Annotated in this window: 18 protein-coding genes and 1 pseudogene; 10 read left to right on the top strand and 9 right to left on the bottom strand. The window is 70.9% G+C overall.

From position 1 onward, the window contains the following. Positions 1–135 precede the first annotated feature (135 nt). Positions 136–2,208, top strand: a pseudogene (locus tag OG574_RS42335) (restriction endonuclease). 42 nt (positions 2,209–2,250) lie between these two features. On the opposite strand, the gene OG574_RS42340 reads toward OG574_RS42335, so the two are convergent. Next, positions 2,251–3,570, bottom strand: coding sequence for an RNA-guided endonuclease InsQ/TnpB family protein (locus OG574_RS42340; RefSeq protein WP_326777552.1), 1,320 nt, complete (start codon positions 3,568–3,570; stop codon positions 2,251–2,253). 314 nt (positions 3,571–3,884) lie between these two features. Between OG574_RS42340 and lpdA the strand changes: the two genes are divergently transcribed. Continuing rightward, positions 3,885–5,294 carry a dihydrolipoyl dehydrogenase gene (gene lpdA, locus OG574_RS42345; protein WP_326777553.1) on the top strand — a complete coding sequence of 470 codons (1,410 nt, stop codon included), beginning with the start codon at positions 3,885–3,887 and terminating at the stop codon, positions 5,292–5,294. Positions 5,295–5,368: 74 nt separating this feature from the next. On the opposite strand, the gene OG574_RS42350 is transcribed toward lpdA, so the two are convergent. The 5 genes from OG574_RS42350 to OG574_RS42370 form a co-directional block, all read right to left on the bottom strand. Next, positions 5,369–5,788 carry a TOBE domain-containing protein gene (locus OG574_RS42350; protein WP_326777554.1) on the bottom strand — a complete coding sequence of 140 codons (420 nt, stop codon included), beginning with the start codon at positions 5,786–5,788 and terminating at the stop codon, positions 5,369–5,371. A 175-nt stretch (positions 5,789–5,963) separates the two neighbouring features. Next, complete coding sequence (locus OG574_RS42355; RefSeq protein WP_326777555.1) at positions 5,964–7,055, bottom strand: ABC transporter ATP-binding protein; 1,092 nt, start codon at positions 7,053–7,055, stop codon at positions 5,964–5,966. Positions 7,056–7,116: 61 nt separating this feature from the next. Next, positions 7,117–7,998, bottom strand: coding sequence for a molybdate ABC transporter permease subunit (modB, locus tag OG574_RS42360; RefSeq protein WP_326777556.1), 882 nt, complete (start codon positions 7,996–7,998; stop codon positions 7,117–7,119). Next, the gene (modA, locus tag OG574_RS42365; protein ID WP_326777557.1) at positions 7,995–8,834 is read right to left on the bottom strand and encodes a molybdate ABC transporter substrate-binding protein; all 840 of its coding nucleotides are present in this window, start codon (positions 8,832–8,834) and stop codon (positions 7,995–7,997) included. Before modA ends, modB begins: the two co-directional genes overlap by 4 nt. A gap of 71 nt (positions 8,835–8,905) precedes the next feature. Beyond that, positions 8,906–9,292 carry a TOBE domain-containing protein gene (locus tag OG574_RS42370; protein WP_199841808.1) on the bottom strand — a complete coding sequence of 129 codons (387 nt, stop codon included), beginning with the start codon at positions 9,290–9,292 and terminating at the stop codon, positions 8,906–8,908. 148 nt (positions 9,293–9,440) lie between these two features. On the opposite strand from OG574_RS42370, the gene OG574_RS42375 reads away from it, so the two are divergent. After that, positions 9,441–9,911, top strand: coding sequence for a molybdopterin-dependent oxidoreductase (locus tag OG574_RS42375; RefSeq protein WP_326777558.1), 471 nt, complete (start codon positions 9,441–9,443; stop codon positions 9,909–9,911). 185 nt (positions 9,912–10,096) lie between these two features. Here OG574_RS42375 and OG574_RS42380 read toward each other — a convergent pair whose 3' ends face one another. The 3 genes from OG574_RS42380 to OG574_RS42390 all read right to left on the bottom strand — a co-directional run bounded on the left by OG574_RS42380 (position 10,097) and on the right by OG574_RS42390 (position 13,579). Further along, a complete protein-coding gene (locus OG574_RS42380; protein ID WP_100594555.1) occupies positions 10,097–10,489 on the bottom strand; it encodes a TOBE domain-containing protein in 393 nt (130 codons plus the stop codon). A 22-nt stretch (positions 10,490–10,511) separates the two neighbouring features. After that, positions 10,512–10,967, bottom strand: coding sequence for a GNAT family N-acetyltransferase (locus OG574_RS42385; protein WP_326777559.1), 456 nt, complete (start codon positions 10,965–10,967; stop codon positions 10,512–10,514). 113 nt (positions 10,968–11,080) lie between these two features. Further along, entirely contained in the window at positions 11,081–13,579 is a 2,499-nt protein-coding gene (locus OG574_RS42390; RefSeq protein ID WP_326778784.1) for a SpoIIE family protein phosphatase, read from the bottom strand. 176 nt (positions 13,580–13,755) lie between these two features. Between OG574_RS42390 and OG574_RS42395 the strand changes: the two genes are divergently transcribed. From OG574_RS42395 to OG574_RS42425, 7 genes are all read left to right on the top strand, one after another. Beyond that, complete coding sequence (locus OG574_RS42395) at positions 13,756–14,166, top strand: RidA family protein (protein ID WP_326777560.1); 411 nt, start codon at positions 13,756–13,758, stop codon at positions 14,164–14,166. A 72-nt stretch (positions 14,167–14,238) separates the two neighbouring features. Continuing rightward, the gene (locus OG574_RS42400; RefSeq protein WP_326777561.1) at positions 14,239–14,886 is read left to right on the top strand and encodes a DUF1707 SHOCT-like domain-containing protein; all 648 of its coding nucleotides are present in this window, start codon (positions 14,239–14,241) and stop codon (positions 14,884–14,886) included. A gap of 87 nt (positions 14,887–14,973) precedes the next feature. Continuing rightward, positions 14,974–15,618 carry a TetR/AcrR family transcriptional regulator gene (locus OG574_RS42405; RefSeq protein ID WP_326777562.1) on the top strand — a complete coding sequence of 215 codons (645 nt, stop codon included), beginning with the start codon at positions 14,974–14,976 and terminating at the stop codon, positions 15,616–15,618. A 139-nt stretch (positions 15,619–15,757) separates the two neighbouring features. Beyond that, positions 15,758–16,720, top strand: coding sequence for an alpha/beta hydrolase (locus OG574_RS42410; RefSeq protein ID WP_326777563.1), 963 nt, complete (start codon positions 15,758–15,760; stop codon positions 16,718–16,720). Then, entirely contained in the window at positions 16,717–17,592 is an 876-nt protein-coding gene (locus OG574_RS42415) for an alpha/beta fold hydrolase (protein ID WP_326777564.1), read from the top strand. The genes OG574_RS42410 and OG574_RS42415 overlap by 4 nt, the downstream gene beginning before the upstream one ends. Before the next feature lie 71 nt (positions 17,593–17,663). Further along, positions 17,664–18,503 carry an alpha/beta fold hydrolase gene (locus tag OG574_RS42420; protein ID WP_326777565.1) on the top strand — a complete coding sequence of 280 codons (840 nt, stop codon included), beginning with the start codon at positions 17,664–17,666 and terminating at the stop codon, positions 18,501–18,503. Positions 18,504–18,555: 52 nt separating this feature from the next. Further along, positions 18,556–19,122, top strand: a complete 567-nt coding sequence (locus OG574_RS42425; RefSeq protein WP_326777566.1) for a GNAT family N-acetyltransferase — start codon at positions 18,556–18,558, stop codon at positions 19,120–19,122. Positions 19,123–19,129 lie beyond the last annotated feature (7 nt).

Consider the following 19,129-nt stretch of genomic DNA (forward strand, 5'->3'; position numbering starts at 1 on the left):
CGAACGAGCGACACCCACCCCGGCCCTGCCCGCGCACACCGCCGTGGCCCGGCCCCGCCGGAACGCCTCCCGGCCGCTCCGCGGCCGTGATGGCCTGCGGCACGTCACGGCGACGCTCCGCGTCACACCCCGTGGATGCGATTCCTCCCGGGCGTGAACGCCCAGGGTTCCTCGCAAGAATCCGCTGAAATGCAGCGGCAGCAGCAGCGCCAGATGGAGGCCGAAGCCAGACGGCAGAGGCAGGAAGCGCAGCAGGCACGTGCCTATCAACGGCGAGCGATCCAGAACCACCGCGAGTACCGGCAGGCAGAGGCCCTACGCCGAACCGAGGAACTGGACGCTCAAGTCACGTCGCTGCAGGGTTTTCTCGCCTCGGGTTGTCATGCTCCGCCTTTCAGGGCTCCCTCTCTCATGCGCACTGAAGAGGTCCAGCCCTTCGCTCCGGGCTCCTTGGCGCAGCCCGTGCCCATGCCGGACTTCAATCGCTACCAAACGCAGAGCGGGTGGACTGCCACTCGGCGGGCCCAGGCGCAGGCCGAGGCTCGGGCGCATTTCGAGAGGGACTGGCAGTCGGCCCAGGCGGCGGAGGCTCAACGGCAGCAGCAGCTGGCGTCGTACTAGCGGGAGTACCAGCAGTGGGCCGATGCCCGACTGGCCGATGTGCGCCGACACAACGCAGGCGTCGAAGAACTGACCGAAGCAGTCAGGCGCCGCGAACCCGACTCCGTGGTCGAGTACTTCTCCGCCGCTCTTTACGCCTCGACCGCATGGCCGGAGGGTTTCCCGCGTCAGGTGGCAGCCGCGTACGACTCGGCGGCTCGCCAGCTGGTGCTGGACTGGGAGTTGCCCGCCTACACCGTCGTCCCCGAGGTCAAGTCCGTTCGGTACATGTCCGGGTTGGACCAGGACAAGGAGACGTCCCGCCCCGTAGGCCAACGTCGGGCTCTGTACCGGGAAGTTCTCGCGCAGTGCATGCTGCTCGTCCTGCACGAACTCTTCGCCGCGGACGAGATGGGCACGCTCGAGGCGGTTACCTTGAACGGGTTCGTGGACGGGCACGACCCGACGACGGGCCGACCGGGCCACATCTACCTGGCAACCGTCATGACGTCGGGCGCAACGTTCCGCGACCTGTACTTGGCCCAGGTGGACGCAGGCAGCTGCCTGTCCGACGCATTACGCGGGCAACTCTCCGCTCGCCCCGATCAGCTCACGCCGGTACGGCCCGGCCGCCGGCCGCAGGAGGTCGGAAACCGCGTCGTCACGCATGGCAGCGACGAGGAACCCGACCTGTACGACATGGATCCGATCGCCTTCGAGGATCTCGTCGCCGAGCTCTTCCGGGCCATGGGGATGCAGGCGGTCACCACCCAACGCTCGAACGACGGCGGGGTGGACGTCGACGCTCTGGATCCGACACCCATCCGAGGCGGCAAAATCGTCGTGCAGGTGAAGCGCTACCGCAACACGGTGCCGCCCACCGCCGTCCGCGACTTGTACGGAACCGTGCAGGACGCCGGCGCCAACAAGGGTGTCCTCGTGACGACATCAGGGTTCGGCCCGGGCTCGCACACCTTCGCCAACGGCAAGCCGCTGGAACTGATCTCCGGCACAGAACTCGTCGACCTGTTGCATCGGCACGGGCTACGAGGGCGCCTGGGCGATGCTGCCCGCCGCCCGACAGCGCAGCCGACTCCGACGGTTGTGGACTTTCGACTGCCCGACGACTACAACATCCTGGGCATGTCGTGGACCGGAGGCGTCGCCCTGGATGTGTGTGCTCTCGTCTGCCGTGGCAGCAGCATTCTCAGTGACGATCACTTCGTCTTCTACAACAACCCGCACACGGCGGACGGCTCCGTACGCGTTCTGCCCCCGACCGCGCCGGACAAGGCCGCCATCTGCGTCTCCTTCGACGAGTTGCCGGATGAGGCCGACCGGTTCGTGCTCGTCGCCGCGATCGACCCGGAGGTGAATCCGGACGCCGACCTCTCCGGCTTCACGGACGCCTGCATCCGCCTGCTCGACCCGAGGCTGGCCGACCTGGGACGGCTCGAGGTCTCCGACGGCCGCCCGGGCGAAACCGCCCTGGTGCTCGGTTCCTTCCGCCGCAGACCGAACGGGGACTGGGACTTCGTCCTGGGCGGCAAGGGCTACGCGGGGGGCCTGGAGCAGCTCGTCCAGGACTTCGGCATCGAGGTGGATTGAAGTGCTCTTCTCCCTTCGCAAGCTCAGGAAGGAGATTCCCGTCTACCTTGCGGTGGCGGGCTTGACGCGGTTCGCACGCCTGACGACTGCCCTCCCGGCAGCCGGGATGAGTGCGTGGCCCATCCGGTACAGGTGCAAGATATTGCGGGCCGCGTTGTGGTCGGCGTTGCCCGACCATCCGCAGTCCGGGTTCTTGCATACGAACGTGGCCTGGTCCTCCCGGCTGCCGGGCGTGATGAAGCCGCAGGCGGAACAGCGTCGGGAGGTGTTCGGGGCGGGCACCTTGTGCACGGTGCCGCCGTACCGGCCGGCCTTGTACGTCAGCATCGTGACCGTCCTGCCCCATGCCTCCTGGCTGATGGAGCGGTTCAGTCCGGCTTTCTGGGCGACGCCTGTCCCCGGCTCGGCGATGGTGCCCCGAGCGGACTTGACCATGTTCGTGATGGTGAGTGCTTCGACCACCATGACGCCGTACTTCTGGGCGAGGGTGGTGGTCGTCGTGTGCTGCCAGTCCTGGTGTCGTCGCGTGGCTTTGGCGCGCAGCCCCCGGATCTGGTCATAGGTGTGGTGCAGGCGGCGGCTGGTGCGCTCGCCGGGCTTGCGGTGTGTCTTGCGCTGGGCGGCCCGGCGCTCGAGGCGCAGGAGTTTGCCCTTTTCCTCGGTGTTCAGCCACTTGTCACGGTCGGCGCTGCCATCCGGGAGGCGAGGCGCACGCCCGTGGTCCTGGTGGTTGCCGTCCGAGAGGGCGAGGGGCAGGTTCACCCCTGCGTCAATTCCGACCTCCGCCCCCTGGTGGGATGCGGGCTTGGCTTCGAAGCTCTGCACACGGAAGGCGATGTGCCATCCCAGGTGGTCCTTGACCAGCCGTGCCCCGGTGATCCGGTTGTCGGCGTTCGCCTTGTTGCCCACGGGGAGGTCTTTGGTCCAGCGGAAGCGGACCCGGCCGACCTTGGGAATGTTGGCCATGCCCCAGCGGCGGTGTACCCGCTTGATCTGGAGGTCACGGCCCTGCGGAATGTCCACGCTCATCACGGACCGGAACCGGCCCTTGAAGTTCGGAGCGTCCACGCGGCCGTCCCAGCAGTTCTTCCAGGCCTGGAAGTACGTCTTGAGGACCGCTTGCGCGGCCTGCGCAGGAAGGACGGCGAGGAAATCGATCTCTTTGCGGGCCTGGCGTATCGCGGCGTCCGCGTTCGCCAGAGTCCGCTTGTCCTTCGGCATTATCTGCCACCACGCGTGCAGGCAGTTCCACATCGCGCGGGCGGCGTGCGCCTGCTCGTCGGTGAGGAGATTCTCGGCAGGGGACAGTGCCAGTCGGGCACGGTGCCCGAACTGCCGCTTCTCCCAACCGAGTTCACCCATGGTGATCACCATACTACCGTTGGTGTATGCCACCATGATGGAAGCCGAACACCGATGTCAGAACCGGCCGGCACGTCGTCCACAACCTGCACGTCGATGGCCTTCACCCCCGGCGTAAAGGCCGGAACACCGGCCAAGATCAAAAGGTAGATGAAGCGCGGCTCGGGCCGAGGACTGAGCCCCGTCCCGGGGCGTGACGGCGCGGTGACCCGGGAGGCGCTGGCGTTGCGGATGTGCGTGGGTCCGGGTCTCGGACGTACCGTCGTGCACGTCAGCGCCAGACTCGCGTCTCACCGAAACGGCAGGAACGCTCCATGAGTACCACGCACTACGACGTCGTCGTCCTGGGTGCCGGGCCCGGTGGCTACACCGCGGCCGTGCGCGCCACCCAGCTGGGCCTTCGCGTGGCGGTCGTCGAGGAGAAGTACTGGGGAGGTGTCTGCCTGAACGTGGGCTGCATCCCGTCCAAGGCGCTCCTGCGCAACGCGGAACTCGCGCACATTTTCACGCAGCAGGCCTCGACCTTCGGCATCCACGTCGACGGGCAGGTCAGCTTCGACTACGGCGAGGCCTACCGCCGCAGCCGCAAGGTTGCCGACGGCCGGGTCGCGGGCGTGCACTACCTGATGAAGAAGAACGACATCACCGAGTACGACGGGCGTGGCACGTTCACCGACGACCGCACGCTCCGGATCGACCTCACGGCCGGCGGCACCGAGACCGTCACCTTCGGGAACTGCATCATCGCGACCGGCGCCACCACTCGCCTCCTGCCGGGCACCGCCCTCAGCGACCGCGTGGTCACCTACGAGGAGCAGATCCTCTCCGAGACGCTCCCCGAGTCCATCGTCATCGCGGGCGCCGGAGCGATCGGCGTCGAGTTCGCCTACGTCCTGCACAACTACGGCGTCAAGGTGACCGTCGTCGAGTTCCTGGACCGCATGGTGCCGACCGAGGACGCCGACGTGTCCAAGGAACTCTCCCGTCAGTACCGGAAGTTGGGCATCGAGGTGCACACCGGGACGCGGGTGGAGTCCATCGACGACAGCGACCCGGCGGCCAAGGTGCGCGTCACGGTCTCCAAGGACGGGCAGCAGCGCGTGATCGAGGCCGACAAGGTCCTCCAGGCGATCGGCTTCGCGCCGCGGACCACCGGATACGGGCTCGAGAACACCGGCGTACGGCTCACCGACCGCGGCGCGATCGACGTGGACGGACGCGGCCGCACCAACGTGCCCCACCTCTTCGCGATCGGCGACGTCACCGCGAAGCTGATGCTGGCACACGCGGCGGAGGCCATGGCGGTGATCGCCGCCGAGACGATCGGCGGCGCGGAGACCATGGAGGTCGACTTCACCATGATCCCGCGCGCCACCTACTGCCAGCCGCAGATCGCCAGCTTCGGCTGGACCGAGGCGCAGGCCCGCGAGCTCGGCTTCGACGTGAAGGTGGCGAAGTTCCCGTTCTCCGCGAACGGGAAGGCCCACGGCCTCGGTGAGCCGACGGGCTTCGTCAAGGTCATCAGCGACAACCGGTACGGCGAGCTGCTCGGTGCCCACCTCATCGGCCCCGAAGTCACGGAACTCCTCCCGGAGTTGACGCTGGCTCAGCAGTGGGACCTGACCGTCCACGAGGTGGCCCGCAACGTGCACGCCCACCCGACGCTCGGCGAGGCCGTGAAGGAGGCGGTGCACGGGCTGGCCGGACACATGATCAACATGTGACGTGCGTCCGGGCGGCGGCCTCTCCGGTGGCCGGCCGGGTTTCCTCGGTCAAGTAACCAGTGAACCCCCGGCCGTCACGCGGTCGCGAGGGAGACCTCGGTCGACTTGATCAGGGCCACGACCGAGGAGCCGGGGGCCAGGGCCAGGTCGGTGACGGCGTCCTTGGTGATCGCGGACGTCAGTTCGCCGCCCTGGATGCTGACCTTGACGGAGGCCATGGCGCCGCCCGCGACGACGTCGTCGACCGTTCCGGGGAGCTGGTTGCGGATGGACAGGCCCTCGACCGTGCCGGTGGCGAGGGAGACCTCCGTGGACTTGACCAGGGCGCGTACGGCGGATCCCTCGGCGAGGCCCAGGTCCTTGACGGCATCCAGGGTGATCGCCGCGGTGATGTCCTGGCCGCCGTCGAGGCGGACCGTGACTGTCGCCATGGCCTCACCGGCGGTGATGCCGGTAACGCTGCCGGAAAGCTGATTGCGGATGCTCAGGCTCATGCGGAACGCCTCACAAAAATGGTACGGAATGTCAGGCTTTAGGCCTGTATGGGCATCACCGTAGTCGGGTTGGGTGCAGCTGTGTGTGAGGCCCGTCGCATCTGCGAGGCATGGGGGTATGAGCGCCTGGCAGGTCGGAGGCGCCGACTCTGTCACGGGCTCCCGGGGCGCCGAGTCAGGCGGGATACGCGTGCGTCTGCGCCGCCTTGACCGTGGCCCAGACCGGCGCGCCCGGGTGCAGGTTCAGCTCGGCGGCGGCGACCGTCGTGAGGTCGGCGGCGAGCTCGAGTTCACCCGTGAGGTCCGCGCGGATCTGGTCCCCGTGGGTCTCGAGCCCGGCGACCTGACAGTGCCACAGGTTCCGGGCGCTGGTGCCGGTGGGCCGGTCCCGGTACAGGGTCACGGCGATCGGCGGGAACGCCACGAAGGCGGGTCCCGACAGCTCCTCGCTGGTCGCGATGTCCGGCCCGGAGCCGACCCGCACCACGTGCCCGTCGGCCTGCCCCTTGTAGAGGTTCAGGCCGACCAGCTGGGCGATGTAGTCCGTACGAGGACGACGGGCGATGTCGGCGGGGGCGCCCTCCTGGACGACGCGCCCGTCCTCTATGACGACGAGCCGGTCGGCGAGCACCATCGCGTCCAGCGGGTCGTGAGTGACCAGTACGGCGACGGCCTCGAACTCGGCCAGGTGGCGCCGCAGTTGGGCGCGCACGTCGAGGCGGGTGCGGGCGTCGAGCGCGGCGAGCGGCTCGTCGAGGAGCAGCAGCCGGGGACGGGTGGCCAGGGCGCGGGCCACGGCCACGCGCTGGGCCTGGCCGCCGGACAGCCGGCGCGGCTTGGCGCCGTGGTGGCCGGCGAGGCCCATGCGGTCCAGCCACTTCGCGGCCTGATCCCGCGCCTCGGCCTTGGGCACGCCATGGCAGCGCGGTCCGAAGGCGACGTTGTCCAGGGCGTTCAGGTGGGGGAAGAGGAGGTAGTCCTGGAAGACGACGCCGACCGGCCGGGATTCGGGCGCCGTACGGTCCAACGCGGCGCCGTCCAGGTGCAGATGGCCACCCGTCAGAGGCGTGAGTCCCGCCAGGGCGCGCAGGGCGGTGGTCTTGCCGGCGCCGTTCGGTCCGAGGAGCGCGACCACGTCGCCCGGGGCCACGCTCAGGGCGACGTCGAGGCGGAAGGTGCCGCGGTCGACGACGAGGTGGGCGTCCAGGCCTTCGGCGCGGAAGTCGTCGGCGGGGACGCCGCCGGTGACCTGGTCGATGTGCGTCATGGGGCGGTCATCCGGTGGTCGGACGGTCCGGCGGGGACCGTGAGGGGGAGAGCGGGGCCGGTCATGAGGCTGTCATCCAGCGGTCCCGCAGCCCCGCGAGGACCGCGATCGACACGGCGAGCAGCACCAGGCTGAGGGCGATCGCGGCGGCCGGGTCGTTCTGGAGCGCCAGGTACACGGCCAGTGGCATGGTCTGCGTACGGCCGGGGAAGTTGCCCGCGAAGGTGATGGTCGCGCCGAACTCGCCGAGCGCGCGTGCCCAGGCGAGGACGGCGCCCGCTGCGATGCCCGGCATGATCAGCGGCAGCGTCACCCTGCGGAACGCCGTGAAGCGGGAGGCGCCCAGCGTCGTGGCGGCTTCCTCGAACCGCGGATCGGCAGCGCGCAGCGTGCCCTCCACGGAGATGACGAGGAACGGCATCGCCACGAACGACTCCGCGACCACGACCCCCGCCGTGGTGAACGGCAGCGTGATCCCGAACCACGAGTCCAGCAGCTGCCCGACGACACCGTTGCGCCCGAGTGCCAGCAGCAGCGCCACACCGCCCACCACCGGTGGCAGTACGAGCGGCAGCGTCACCAGGGCCCGGACGAAGCCGCGCCCGGGGAATTCCGTGCGCGCGAGCAGCCAGGCCAGCGGCACCCCGAGGACCAGGCTCACCACCGTGGCCGCCGTCGCGCAGATCAGCGACAGCTGGAGCGCCTGCCAGACCTCCGGACTTGTCAGCTGGTCCGGCAGGCTGCGCCAAGGGGCTCGTACGAGCAGGGCGATCAGGGGCAGCAGCAGAAACGCGAGGCCGACGAGGGCGGGCAGCAGAAGCGGGAGGGGCACCCCGCGTCCTCGGGCGCCCGGCCGGGCACGCCGACGCAGCGGCCCGGCCCCACGGGTGTCGCCACCCGTGAGGACCTCGGCCGCGGCCCCGGACTTGTCGAGCTCGGTCACGGCTTGAGGAACCCTGCCGCCGTCAGGACCTTCTGGCCCTCGGGGGACTGCACGAGCGCGATGAACTCCTTGGCCGCTTCGGCGTTCGGCGCGTCCTTCAGGAGAGCGATCGGGTAGTCGTTGATGGCGTCGGCGGACTCGGGGAACTCGACGCCCTCGACCTTGTCGCCCGCGGCCTTCACGTCGGTCTTGTAGACGACGGCGGCGTCGGCCTCCTTCAACTCCACCTTCGTCAGGGCGCTCTTGACGTCCTGCTCGTACGAGGCCGGAGTGAGCTTCAGCTTGCTGGCGTCCAGAGCCTTCTGCGCGGCGGCGCCACACGGCACCGTCTTGTCGCAGAGCACGACCTTGAGGTCGGACTTGGTGAGGTCCTTGAGGGAGGCGACCTTGTCGGGGTTGCCCGGCAGGGTCGCGATCTCCAGCTGGTTGCGCACGAACGTCGCCGGGGCGGTAGCTGTGCCCTTCCCGTCCTTCTTGTCCGTCACGATCGCCATCGTCTTGGGGCTGGCGGCGGCGAACACGTCGGCCGGCGCGCCACCGGTGATGCTGGCGGCGAGAGTGTCGCTGCCGCCGAAGCTGAACGTCACCTTCGTGCCTGGGTGCGCCTTCTCGAAGTCCTTGCCCAGGGTTGTGAAGCTCTCCTTGAGCGAGGCGGCGGCGAAGACGGTCACCGTGCCCGTGAGCTTCTTGGAGGAGTCCGCGGACGCCGAGGAGGAAGAGTCCTTCTTGGAGGACGAGTCCGAGCCGGAGGAGCAGGCGCTCAGCGCCAGCAGCGCGGCGACGCCTACGCCGGTCACCTGCAGGGTCCGGCGGGTCCGGCGCGCGTAACGGGTCATCACGGGGTTACTCCCTAGGGCTCTCTGGAGAAGAATCGGGCTGATTCTCCGCGAAGCGTCCGGCGGACACTTCAAGGACTTTCGACGACCACGTTGGTCGATTTGATCACGGCGACGGCAGGCACACCGGGTTCCAGCTCCATCTCCTCGGCCGACTCCCGGCTGACCATGGCCACGACCCGGAAGGGTCCGGCCTGGATCTCCACCTGCGCCGACACATCCCCGAGGATCACCTCGGTGACGATGCCGGAAAGGCGGTTGCGCGCCGAGGATCCGTTGTTCGTCCGCTCGGTGCGGTGCAGTTCCCGGGCGAAGGACGCCAGGTCCGGCCCGGGGATGATCCGGCGGCCCAGCTCGTCACGCTCGGCATGCAGCTTCCCGCCGTCGACCCAGCGCCGAAGGGTGTCGGCGCTGACGCCCATCAAGGCGGCCGCCTCCCCGATCCGGTAGGTGCGCATGCACGGATCATACTGCCGCAGATGCGAGGCGTAAGTCTCTTGTCGCATCGCATGAGCTGGATGATGTGCGGACGGGGGTAGGCATGTGCGTTTGTATGAGAGTGCTCCGGCCGCGGCCCGGGTACGGTCATTCGGGAGGTGGTAGTCCGTGCGTCAATCCCTTACGGCCGCCGGCCCGGTGGCAGAGCTCGCCCTGACCGGCGATGTCGCGCGCCCGGCCCGGCTGACGGTGCCCGATCTGCTCGACTGGCCGCAGCACGCGGCCCGGGTCAGCTTCGAGTGCGCCACCAGCGGCGTCCAGGAGCACAGCTTCGCGGGCCCGCTGCTGCACGACGTCCTGCACGACGCGGGACCCGGCTTCGATCCAGCCCGGCGCAAGGACCGCCTGCGGTTCCTGATCGCGGTGACCGGAGCCGACGGCCATCACGCCCTGCTGTCCTGGGCGGAGATCGACCCGGACTTCGGGCAGGCACCCGTCCTGCTCGCCGTCACCATCGACGACACGCCCCTCGACCGGGCCGGCCCCCAGCTCGTCCTGCCCCAGGACCGCTGCGGGGCGCGGCACATCAGCGGCATCAACGCGATCCGCGTGGACGGCCGCTACACGTCGTGGGCGTGACAGGGGGAGAGCGCCACCGGCACACCGGACCCGGGCGCATACCGTCGGCCGGTACGCGGTCGACCGGGCCCTGCGCGGCGGTCAGTTGGCGGGCGCGCACACCTACTCCCCTTCGACCGGCGACTCCTGAGGCTTGGTCGACCAGTGTCTCCCGAGGTCGATGAGACGGCCGTCGCCCGCAGACGTCAGGTGCGGTCGATGTGCACGTTCGTCGACTTCACGCGGGCGGTGGCCTCCGCGCCGACCTCAAGTCCCAGCTCCTCCACGGCCTCACGCGTGAGCAGCGACACCAGCCGGTGAGGACCCGCCTGGATTTCCACCTGGGCCGCCACATCGCCCAGCTTCACGGCAGTGACGATGCCGGGGAAGGCGTTGCGCGCGGAGGTGTACGAGATGTCGTCCTCGCCGCCGGTCCTGGCGACCTCGACCGAGAGGGCGGCCAGGTCCCTGCCGTCGATGAGCCGCCGCCCACCCGCGTCACGGTGGGTGGCCACTCTGCCCGCATCGGCCCATCGGCGCGCGGTGTCCGGGCTGACGCCGAGGAGCCGCGCGGCCTGGCCGATCGTGTAGGACTGCATACGCGTCAAGATAGACGAAGACTCAGGTGAGCCCGTCCTCGGCGAGGCGCATCGTGAACCACAGCGCGGGGTCCTCCGGCAGCACGTAGCGCTCCACTTCCACGAACCCGTGCTTCTCCGCGAACCGCACCCCGGCCACGTTGGACGCCAGGATCACCGTCTCGATGATGGCGGCGTCCAGTGTCCGCGCGTGCTCCAGGCCGTGCCGGTAGAGCACTTCGCCGAAGCCCTGCCGCCGGTGGTCGGGGAGCACGCGGGCGATCACTGTGGCTGTGGCGGTGTCGTCCGTCGGCGGGCGCACCGTCGTGCAGCCCACGAGGGTGTCGCCGAGATAGGCGACTTCCAGATGGTTGCGCCCCACCCGCTCGCGCACGTCGTCGAGGGACAGCGGGTCGGCCGGGATGATCAGGTTGTGGACGTGACGCCAGTCCTCGATCAGGGCGTCGCCCTGCACCTTCTCGATGCGCAGATCAGTCATCGCAGCAGGAAATCGTGCGCATCGCCGAACGTCAACTGCATATCGGCGTCCGGCAGTCGGTGATCGGGCGACTTCTTTCCGGCCTGGAGGGGATGCGGTGGCGCGGCGCTGCTTCAGCGTGTCGTTTCCGGGGGCGGGGCGTCGGTCGCGGTCCCGGTGTCCGGTTCGTCGGTGAGGGACTGTTCGGCCCAGATGATCTTCCCGTCGAGGGTGTAGCGCGCTCCCCAGCGCTGGGAGAACTGGGAGACGAGAAACAGCCCGCGCCCGCCCTCGTCGGTGGTGCGGGGGTGGCGCAGATGCGGAGCGCTGGCGCCCGCGTCGGACACCTCGCAGATCAGCGCCCGTTCGACGATCAGACGCAGCCGGATCGGCCCGGAGGCGTACCGGATCGCGTTGGTGACGAGTTCGCTGACGACGAGTTCCGTGGTGTAGGCGAGTTCGTCGAGCCCCCATTCGGACAGCTGCCGGGTGACCTTCTTGCGTGCCTCGGCGACGACCGCCGGGTCGCTCTCCAGATCCCACGACGCGACCTGCCCGGCGCCGAGACGGTGGGTGCGGGCCATCAGCAGGGCCACATCGTCGATCTGGCGCGCGGGCACCAGCGCGTCGACGACGGCCACGCAGCGGCCCTCCAGGGACGGGCCGCGCAGCTCCAGGGCATTGCGCAGGCGCTCCCTGCCCGCGTCGAGGCCGGGCTCGCGGCCGGGTTCCCGTGGGTCGACGGCGAGCAGTCCGTCGGTGTGCAGCGCGAGCACAGTGCCTTCCGCGAGGGAGAACTCGGCCGCCTCGAAGGGCAGACCGCCCGTGCCGAGCGCAGGCCCCACCGGGAGGTCGGGGAAGGAGACCGCGCCGTCCGGGGTCACGAGCGCGGGCGGGGGATGCGCGGAGCTGGCCATGGCGCACTGGCCGCTGACCGGGTCGTACACCACGTACAGACAGCTGGAGCCCACGGCCTGGACCGCGCTGAGGGCGTCCTCTTCGCGTCCGCCCCTGCTGACCAGGTCGTCAAGGTGGGCCAGCACCTCCTCCGGCGGGAGGTCCAGATCCGCGAGCGTCTGGACCGCGGTGCGCAGCCGTCCCATGGCGGCGGCGCCGTCGATGCCGTGGCCGGGGACGTCGCCCACGACGAGGGCGACCCGGGCGCCGGACAGCGGGATCACGTCGAACCAGTCGCCGCCGAGGCCCGTCAGCTCGTCCGCGGGCCGGTAGCAGGCGGTGACGTCCACCGCGTTCTGCTCGGGCAGATGGCTCGGCAGCAGACTCCGCTGAAGCACCAGCGCGGCGTCGCGTTCGCGTGTGTAGCGGCGGGCGTTGTCCACGCAGATCGCGGCCCGGGCGACGAACTCCTCCGCGAGCGCCAGGTCGTCCGCGTCGAACGGGTCGGGGCGGTCCCGCCGGAAGAAGCTGGTGACGCCCATCGTGATGCCGCGCGAGCGGATCGGCACGATCATCATCGAGTGCAGCCCGAGCTCCATGAGGGAGGTCGCCGGGCGGCCCGTGTGGGCCGCCGCCCAGTCCTCGGCCCGGGGGCCGACCCGCTCCTCGTGCCAGGACTCGCCGCTGGTCAGGACGCGGACGGGGGGTGAATCCGCGTGATAGCGGACCGTCTCCCCGATGCGGACGACGGTCTCGGGGACGCCGTCCCGCACTGACCGGTGGCCCGCCCGCCGCAGCATCACCATCTCGGATTCGCTCGGCGGCCCCGGTGTCGGCTCGGCCCCTTCGAGCACCGACTCCAGCAGATCCACGGCGACGAAGTCCGCGATGCCGGGCACCGCCACATCGGCCAGTTCCTGCCCGGTCTGCAGGACGTTCAGACTCCGGCCGATGTGCTCACCGGCCCGGTCCAGGAGGGCGAGCCGCTGCCGGGCCAGATAGCGGTCGGTGATGTCCATCGCCGTGTAGTACACGCCCAGTGGGTGCCCGTCGTCGTCGTTGAGCCGCGAGAACGACATGGCGTGGGCGACCTGGCGGTGCGGCTCGGACTGTACGCGGCCCACCTGCTCGTAGCTCACGATCGCTTCGCCCGTCTCCAGGACCTCGCGCATCTTCTCTTCGAGCCGCTCGGAGTCGAGCCCGGGCTGGATGTCCGCCAGCCTGCGACCGATACGGTCCTGCGCCGGACCGCCGCCGAACTGTTCCAGCGCCTCGTTCGACCACACGTACCGCAGATCCGTGTCCACGATGGCGATCCCCAAGGGGGAGCGCGTGGCCATCTGCTCAAGGACGGAGCGGCTCATGTTCCATCCCGGCGCCCCCGTCAGGTCCGTCACGAGCGCGATCCAGCGCTCGGACCCCGGGCTGAGCTGCGCCTCGACGACGCGCACCATCAGGGTGACCGAGTGGCCGTCGCGATGCCTCGCCGTCAGGATCCCGGACCAGCCGCCGCCCCTCCTGCATCGCTCGCTGAGCGCGGGAACCCGGGCCGCGTCCGCGGGCAGCAGCAGCTCGGCCACCTTCCGGCCCACGACCTCGGCGGCCGCGTACCCCAGCAGCCGCCCGGCTCCGCCCGACCAGCCGGACACCACCCCGTGCGTGTCGAGCAGCACCGGCGCGGCGTCCGCCACGTCGGAACGCTGCTCGGTGGCATCGCTGTGCTCGCTCGTCCCCACGGCGCCCCGCTCCGTCCTGAAGGTGGCCTCCCCCTCTCGTCCATTCTTCACCTCGTGTGACGATGGCGGCAGCTGTTCGACACCCGCACGCCTCCGCCGCCGGGAAAATCCGGGGCGCCCGACGGGGTTCCTTGCGAGGATGACCGCCCGTCGTACCCGCTTCGAAGGGAACTCACGTGCCCAGCGCCGTCTCGCTGATCCGCTCGTCCTCGCTGTCCGATGTCGCCGAGTACGCCTACGCGGCCACCGCGCCCGCCGAAGCGCGGCTGATCTTCCTCGCGGGGGCCTGTCCGCTGAACGAGGACGGCTCGACGGCGGCCGTCGGCGACTACGCCGGACAGGCGGCCAAGGCCCTGGAGAACATGCGGACGGCGCTCACCGAGTCCGGCGCCACGCTCGGCGACGTCATCAGCACCCGCGTCCTCGTCGCGTCCACACGCCAGGAGGACCTGGTGACTGCGTGGGAGGTGGTGCGCGACGCGTTCGGCGACCATGACGTCCCCAGTACGTTGATGGGGGTCACGGTGCTCGGGTACGAAGACCAGCTCGTGGAGATCGAGGGCGTCGCGGCGGTACTGGACTCCTGACGGGGCGGGCCGGTCGCGGGTGGCCGCACGGGCCGGTTCCATGGGTGGCGGCCACGCCACTAGAGTGCGTCCATGCCCGGTGAAATGCTGCCAGACCGCCGCGAACTGCGTGCGTCGCACGAGGAGCGCGACCAGGTCGTGGAGCGGCTGACCGTCGCCGCCGGTGACGGCCGGCTGACCGCGGACGAGCTGGACGAACGGCTCGAGGCCGCGCTGACGGCCCGTACCCACGGTGAGCTGGCGGCCCTGCTCGCCGACCTGCCGGACGCCGGTCCCGCGTGGGCCGCCGGCGTCGCGGCCGCGACCCCGAAGGACGTGTCGCGGATCGTCGTCGACAGCGCGAGCGCGAAGCGGGACGGCGGCTGGGTGGTCCCGAGGCGTCTGGAGATCGAGTCGAGGAGCGGTTCCGTCGTTCTCGACTTCACCCAGGCCGTCATAGCGGTGCCCACCCTGGAGATCGAGGTCGCGGTGCGCAGCGGGTCGGTGACGCTGCTGGTGCCACCCGACGTCGTCGCCGACGTCGACGATGTGACCGTTCGCAGCGGCAGCGTGCGCCAGCAGGCGCGGCCCGAGCCCGCGACGCCGGTCCGCCTGCGCATCCGGATGACGGGTGAAGTCGACAGCGGCAGCGTCACCATACGGCCGCCCAGGCCGCCCCGCCGCGGCTTCTGGCAGTGGCTGCTGCGGCGCCCGCGACCGGTGGCGGCGCTCCCTCGCTGACCGGGACCCCGGTGGGACGTACGGATCATGGTCCGCCCCCGGAGGCTAGGGTCGGCCCGAGCGTTCGCTGCGCGAGGAGGACCGGTCATGGAAGCCGCCGATGTGAACACCCCTGCCGACGACGGCCCACCGGGACGGGCGGGCTACCGGCGGTCGGCCGGGTCGCCGCGCGGCGAAGCCCGGCGGCGGGAACTCCTCGCCCTTGTCACCGAAGACCTCGCGGTGAACGGACTCGTGGACTTCTCGCTCCGGCGCGCGGCGCGAGCGGCCGGCACCACGCACAAGGTGCTGCTGTACCACTTCGACGGGGCCGACGACCTGCTCACGCAGGCGATCGTCCAGCTGCGCGAGCGGCGCATCGCGAAGGCGCTGGCCGCCGCCACCGAGGGCCACGACCGCAGGACGCTGGCGGACTGGGTGCGCGCGGTCTGGCCGATCCTCGTGGGGGAGGAGGCGCGCGTGCTCGACCAGGCCATCGGGCTGGCGATGTACGACCCGGACCGCCATGCGGCGCTGGGCCGCGAGGCGTCGCAGCAGTATCTGCCCACGCTGCTGTCCGTCTGTCCCCGGCACTGGTCCGACCGTCGCAAGCTCGAGGTCGCCGAGATGGTCCTCGCCACGCTCCGGGGCTTCCTGGTGGACGCGCGGACCAGCGGTGACGCCGAGGGAGTCGCCGCCGGGTTCGAGGCACTGGCCCGCGCGCTGGAGCGGGAGGAGGCGGCGGAGGCGTAACCGCGGCGCCCGGGCGGCCCCCAATCCTGCCGGACCCCGTGGGCGGAGACCGTGGACAGGTTGTGAACCACGTGGTTCACTTTTGCTGAGGGTGCTTCTCATCCACTCGGATCCACGCGGGTCCACTCGGAGGCCGGTCATGCGGATGTCCATGGAGCGGGAGAAAGTCCGTTTCCCCAGCGGCGGCACCGAATGTGCCGCGTGGCACTACCCGGGGACCAACGGCGCGTGTGTGGTCATGGCGGCCGGCGGCGGGGTGACCAAGGAGCCGGGCACCGACCCGTTCGCGGCGCGCTTCCACGCCGCCGGGTTCAGCGTCCTGGCCTTCGACTACCGGCGCCTCGGCGAAAGCGGGGGAGCGCCGCGCCAGATCCTGAACATCAGGGAGCAGCTCGCCGACTGGCGGGCCGCGATCGCGTGCGCAGCCGCTCTGCCGGAGGTCGACCCCGCTCGGGTCGCGGCCTGGGGTTTCTCGGCTTCGGGCGGCCACATCTTCGAAGTCGCGGCGAGCGCACCGCAGTTGGCGGCGGCGATCGCGCAGACGCCGCTGGCCGACGGACCCGAGGCGTCGCGCAGGGCGATGACGTATCAGACGCCGTGGGGGATGCTCCGGCTCACCGTGAGGGGCCTGCTCGATGCCGCCGGTGGTCTCGTCGGACGCAGTCCCTTGCTGATGCCGCTCGCTGGTCCGCCCGGGACCGTGGCGGTGCTCACCACGCCGGACGGCAACGACGGGGACCGGGCGCTCAACCCCGGCAACCGCTACCCGCAGTGGCAGCAGGAGGTCGCCGCCCGCACGGCGCTGAGCCTCAGCTTCTACCGGCCTGGCCGCCAGGCTGCCAAGGCGCGGTGTCCCCTGCTGGTCGTCGTGTGCGACCAGGACCGGTCAGCCCTGCCGGGGCCGGCCGTCGCCGCGGCACGGCGAGCACCGCAGGCCGAGGTGGTTCACTTGCCGGGAGGGCACTACGCACCCTTCATGGACGCGCACGAGTCGGCGGTTGAGGCCGAACTCGCCTTTCTGCAGCGCCACTTGGTCGATGAGGCACCCGTCGGCGATGGTGTCGCGGCGGCCGCTGACCCTTCAGTCCGGAGCCGGTCATGAGGGAGCTCGAACTGTCCGCAGGGACCATCGAGTACGAGGACACGGGCGGGCAGGCGGACGCGGACGCCAGTGGCCCCACCGTCGTCTTCCTGCACGGCCTGATGATGGACGCCTCGCTCTGGGACGGGCCGATCGCGGAACTGTCCGGCGAGCACCGGTGCGTGGCGCCGACGCTGCCCCTCGGCGCACACCGCCGTGCGATGCGCGACGACGCCGATCTGTCGCTGCCCGGCGTCGCCCGTCTCGTGGTCGAGTTCCTCGACCGGCTCGACCTGCGCGACGTCACCCTGGTCGGCAACGACACCGGCGGGGCGCTCGTTCAGCTGGTCATCTCCGAGGGCGCAGCCGAGCGTGTGGGGCGCGTGGTGCTCGTCTCGTGCGAGGCGTTCGACAACCTTCCGCCGGGGCTGACCGGCAGGACACTCGCTCTCGCGGGGAAGCTGTCGCCACGGATGTTCGGGCTGTTCATGCAGCAGATGCGGCTCGGCGCGGTACGGCGGCTGCCGGTCGCGTTCGGGTGGCTGACGAAGCGGGGCGGCGCTGCGACCGGTCGGTGGATGACGCCGGTCATCACACAGCCGGACATCCGCCGAGATGCTGTACGGATGCTGCGCGCGGTGTTCGCCGACACGCGCGTCCTGCTCAGGGCGGCGGAGCGCCTGCCGGCATTCGACCGGCCCGCGCTCGTCGTCTGGGCGCGCGACGACCGCGTGATGCCGGTCGACCACGGCCGGCGCCTCGCCGAACTCCTCCCGCACGGGCGGCTGGTCGAGATCGGGGACAGCTACACCCTCATCCCGCTGGACCAACCGACCGAACTGGCCTCGGCTGTACGGGAGTTCATGCGCGTACCCGACCCGGATCCGCGCTAGCGGCTCCCGACCCCACCCACCGGGGGCCAATCCGCTTGCCATGATCGGCGCGCGGACCCGAGGATGACGCCATGCCCGCCTTCACCGCACCCGACGGCACCCGGCTCGCCTACCACGTCGTGGGGGAGGGTGAGCCGTTGATCTGCCTGCCCGGCGGGCCCATGCGCGCCTCCGCCTACCTCGGCGACCTGGGCGGGCTTGCGAAGCGGCGCCGCCTTGTCCTGCTGGACCTGCGTGGCACCGGCGACTCCGACGTCCCGGCCGACCCGTCCACGTACCGCTGCGACCGGCAGGTCGGCGACGTCGAGGCCCTCCGCGTCCAACTCGGCCTGGAGAGTATCGATCTGCTCGCCCACTCGGCGGCCGGTGACCTGGCGCTGCTCTACGCGGCCAGGTACCCCCGGCGCGTCCGCACCCTCACCATGGTCACCGCCCGCGCACGCGCCCTCGGTGTCGACTTCACCACGGAGCAGCGGCTCGAAGCGGCGGACCTGCGCGCGGACGAACCCTGGTTCGTCTCCGCACGCGACGCGTTCGGACGCGTCTGGGACGGCACCGCGACCGACGAGGACTTCGACGCGGCCGTCCCGTTCTTCTACGGGCGCTGGGACACGGCCGCCGAGGCGCACGCCGCCGGCGAGGTCGAGCAGACCAACGAGGAGGCGGCGGACGTCTACGCGTCCCCCGGATCCTTCGACCCCGCCGCGGCCCGCGCCGCCCTGGTCGGGTGGGACGCGCGGGTCCTGGTCCTGGCGGGGGAGCGGGATGGCGGCCCGCTCCCCCGGGTCGCCGCCGCCGTCGCGGAGCTGTTCCCGCGCGCCCAACTGGTCGTCCAGGACGGCGCGGGCCACTTCCCGTGGGTCGACGACCCCGATCGCTTCACGGAGACGGTGGCCTCGTTCCTGGGATAGCCGCCGCCGTGTGTGCCGTGCCGCCCGCGCCTGCCGTGTCAGGATCGGTTCCATGATGTATCGCTGGGCGACCGAGGCCGACGCTCCCGCCATGGCCGCGCTCTTCGCCGCCAATCACCGCGACGCCCTGACGGAACAGCAGCGGGACGAGCAGGGCTTCGTGCAAGGGGGTTTCGACGCCGCCGCACTCCGCGCCATGGCCGCCGCCGGGACGCTCCTGGTCGCCGACGACGACGGGAAGGTGGCGGGTCTCCTCGCCCTCTCCGGCCCCGACGAACTGCCCGCGCCGCCGCCACCGGTCGTGGGTCTGCTCGCCGCGCAGGACACGCTGCGCTGGGAGGGCCGCCCGCTGAGCGAGGTGCGCTGGCTGCTCTACGGCCCTGTGGTCGTCGACGCGGCCTACCGGGGGCACGGGGTGGCGCGTGGCCTGTTCACCATGGCCGTCGAGGCCGCCGCGGCGCGGGCCGACGCCGTGGTCGCGTTCATCGAGTCCACGAACCGGCCCTCCTGGCGCGTGCACGTGGACGGCTTCGGCATGCGGCCCCTGGGCGAGTACGTGGTGGACGGTCGCGCGTACAGCGCAGTCGCGGCGGCGGTGCGTGCGCCGGGTGGCGCCTGAGGCGGCC

The sequence above is a fragment of the Streptomyces sp. NBC_01445 genome (assembly GCF_035918235.1).
Lineage (GTDB): Bacteria > Actinomycetota > Actinomycetes > Streptomycetales > Streptomycetaceae > Streptomyces.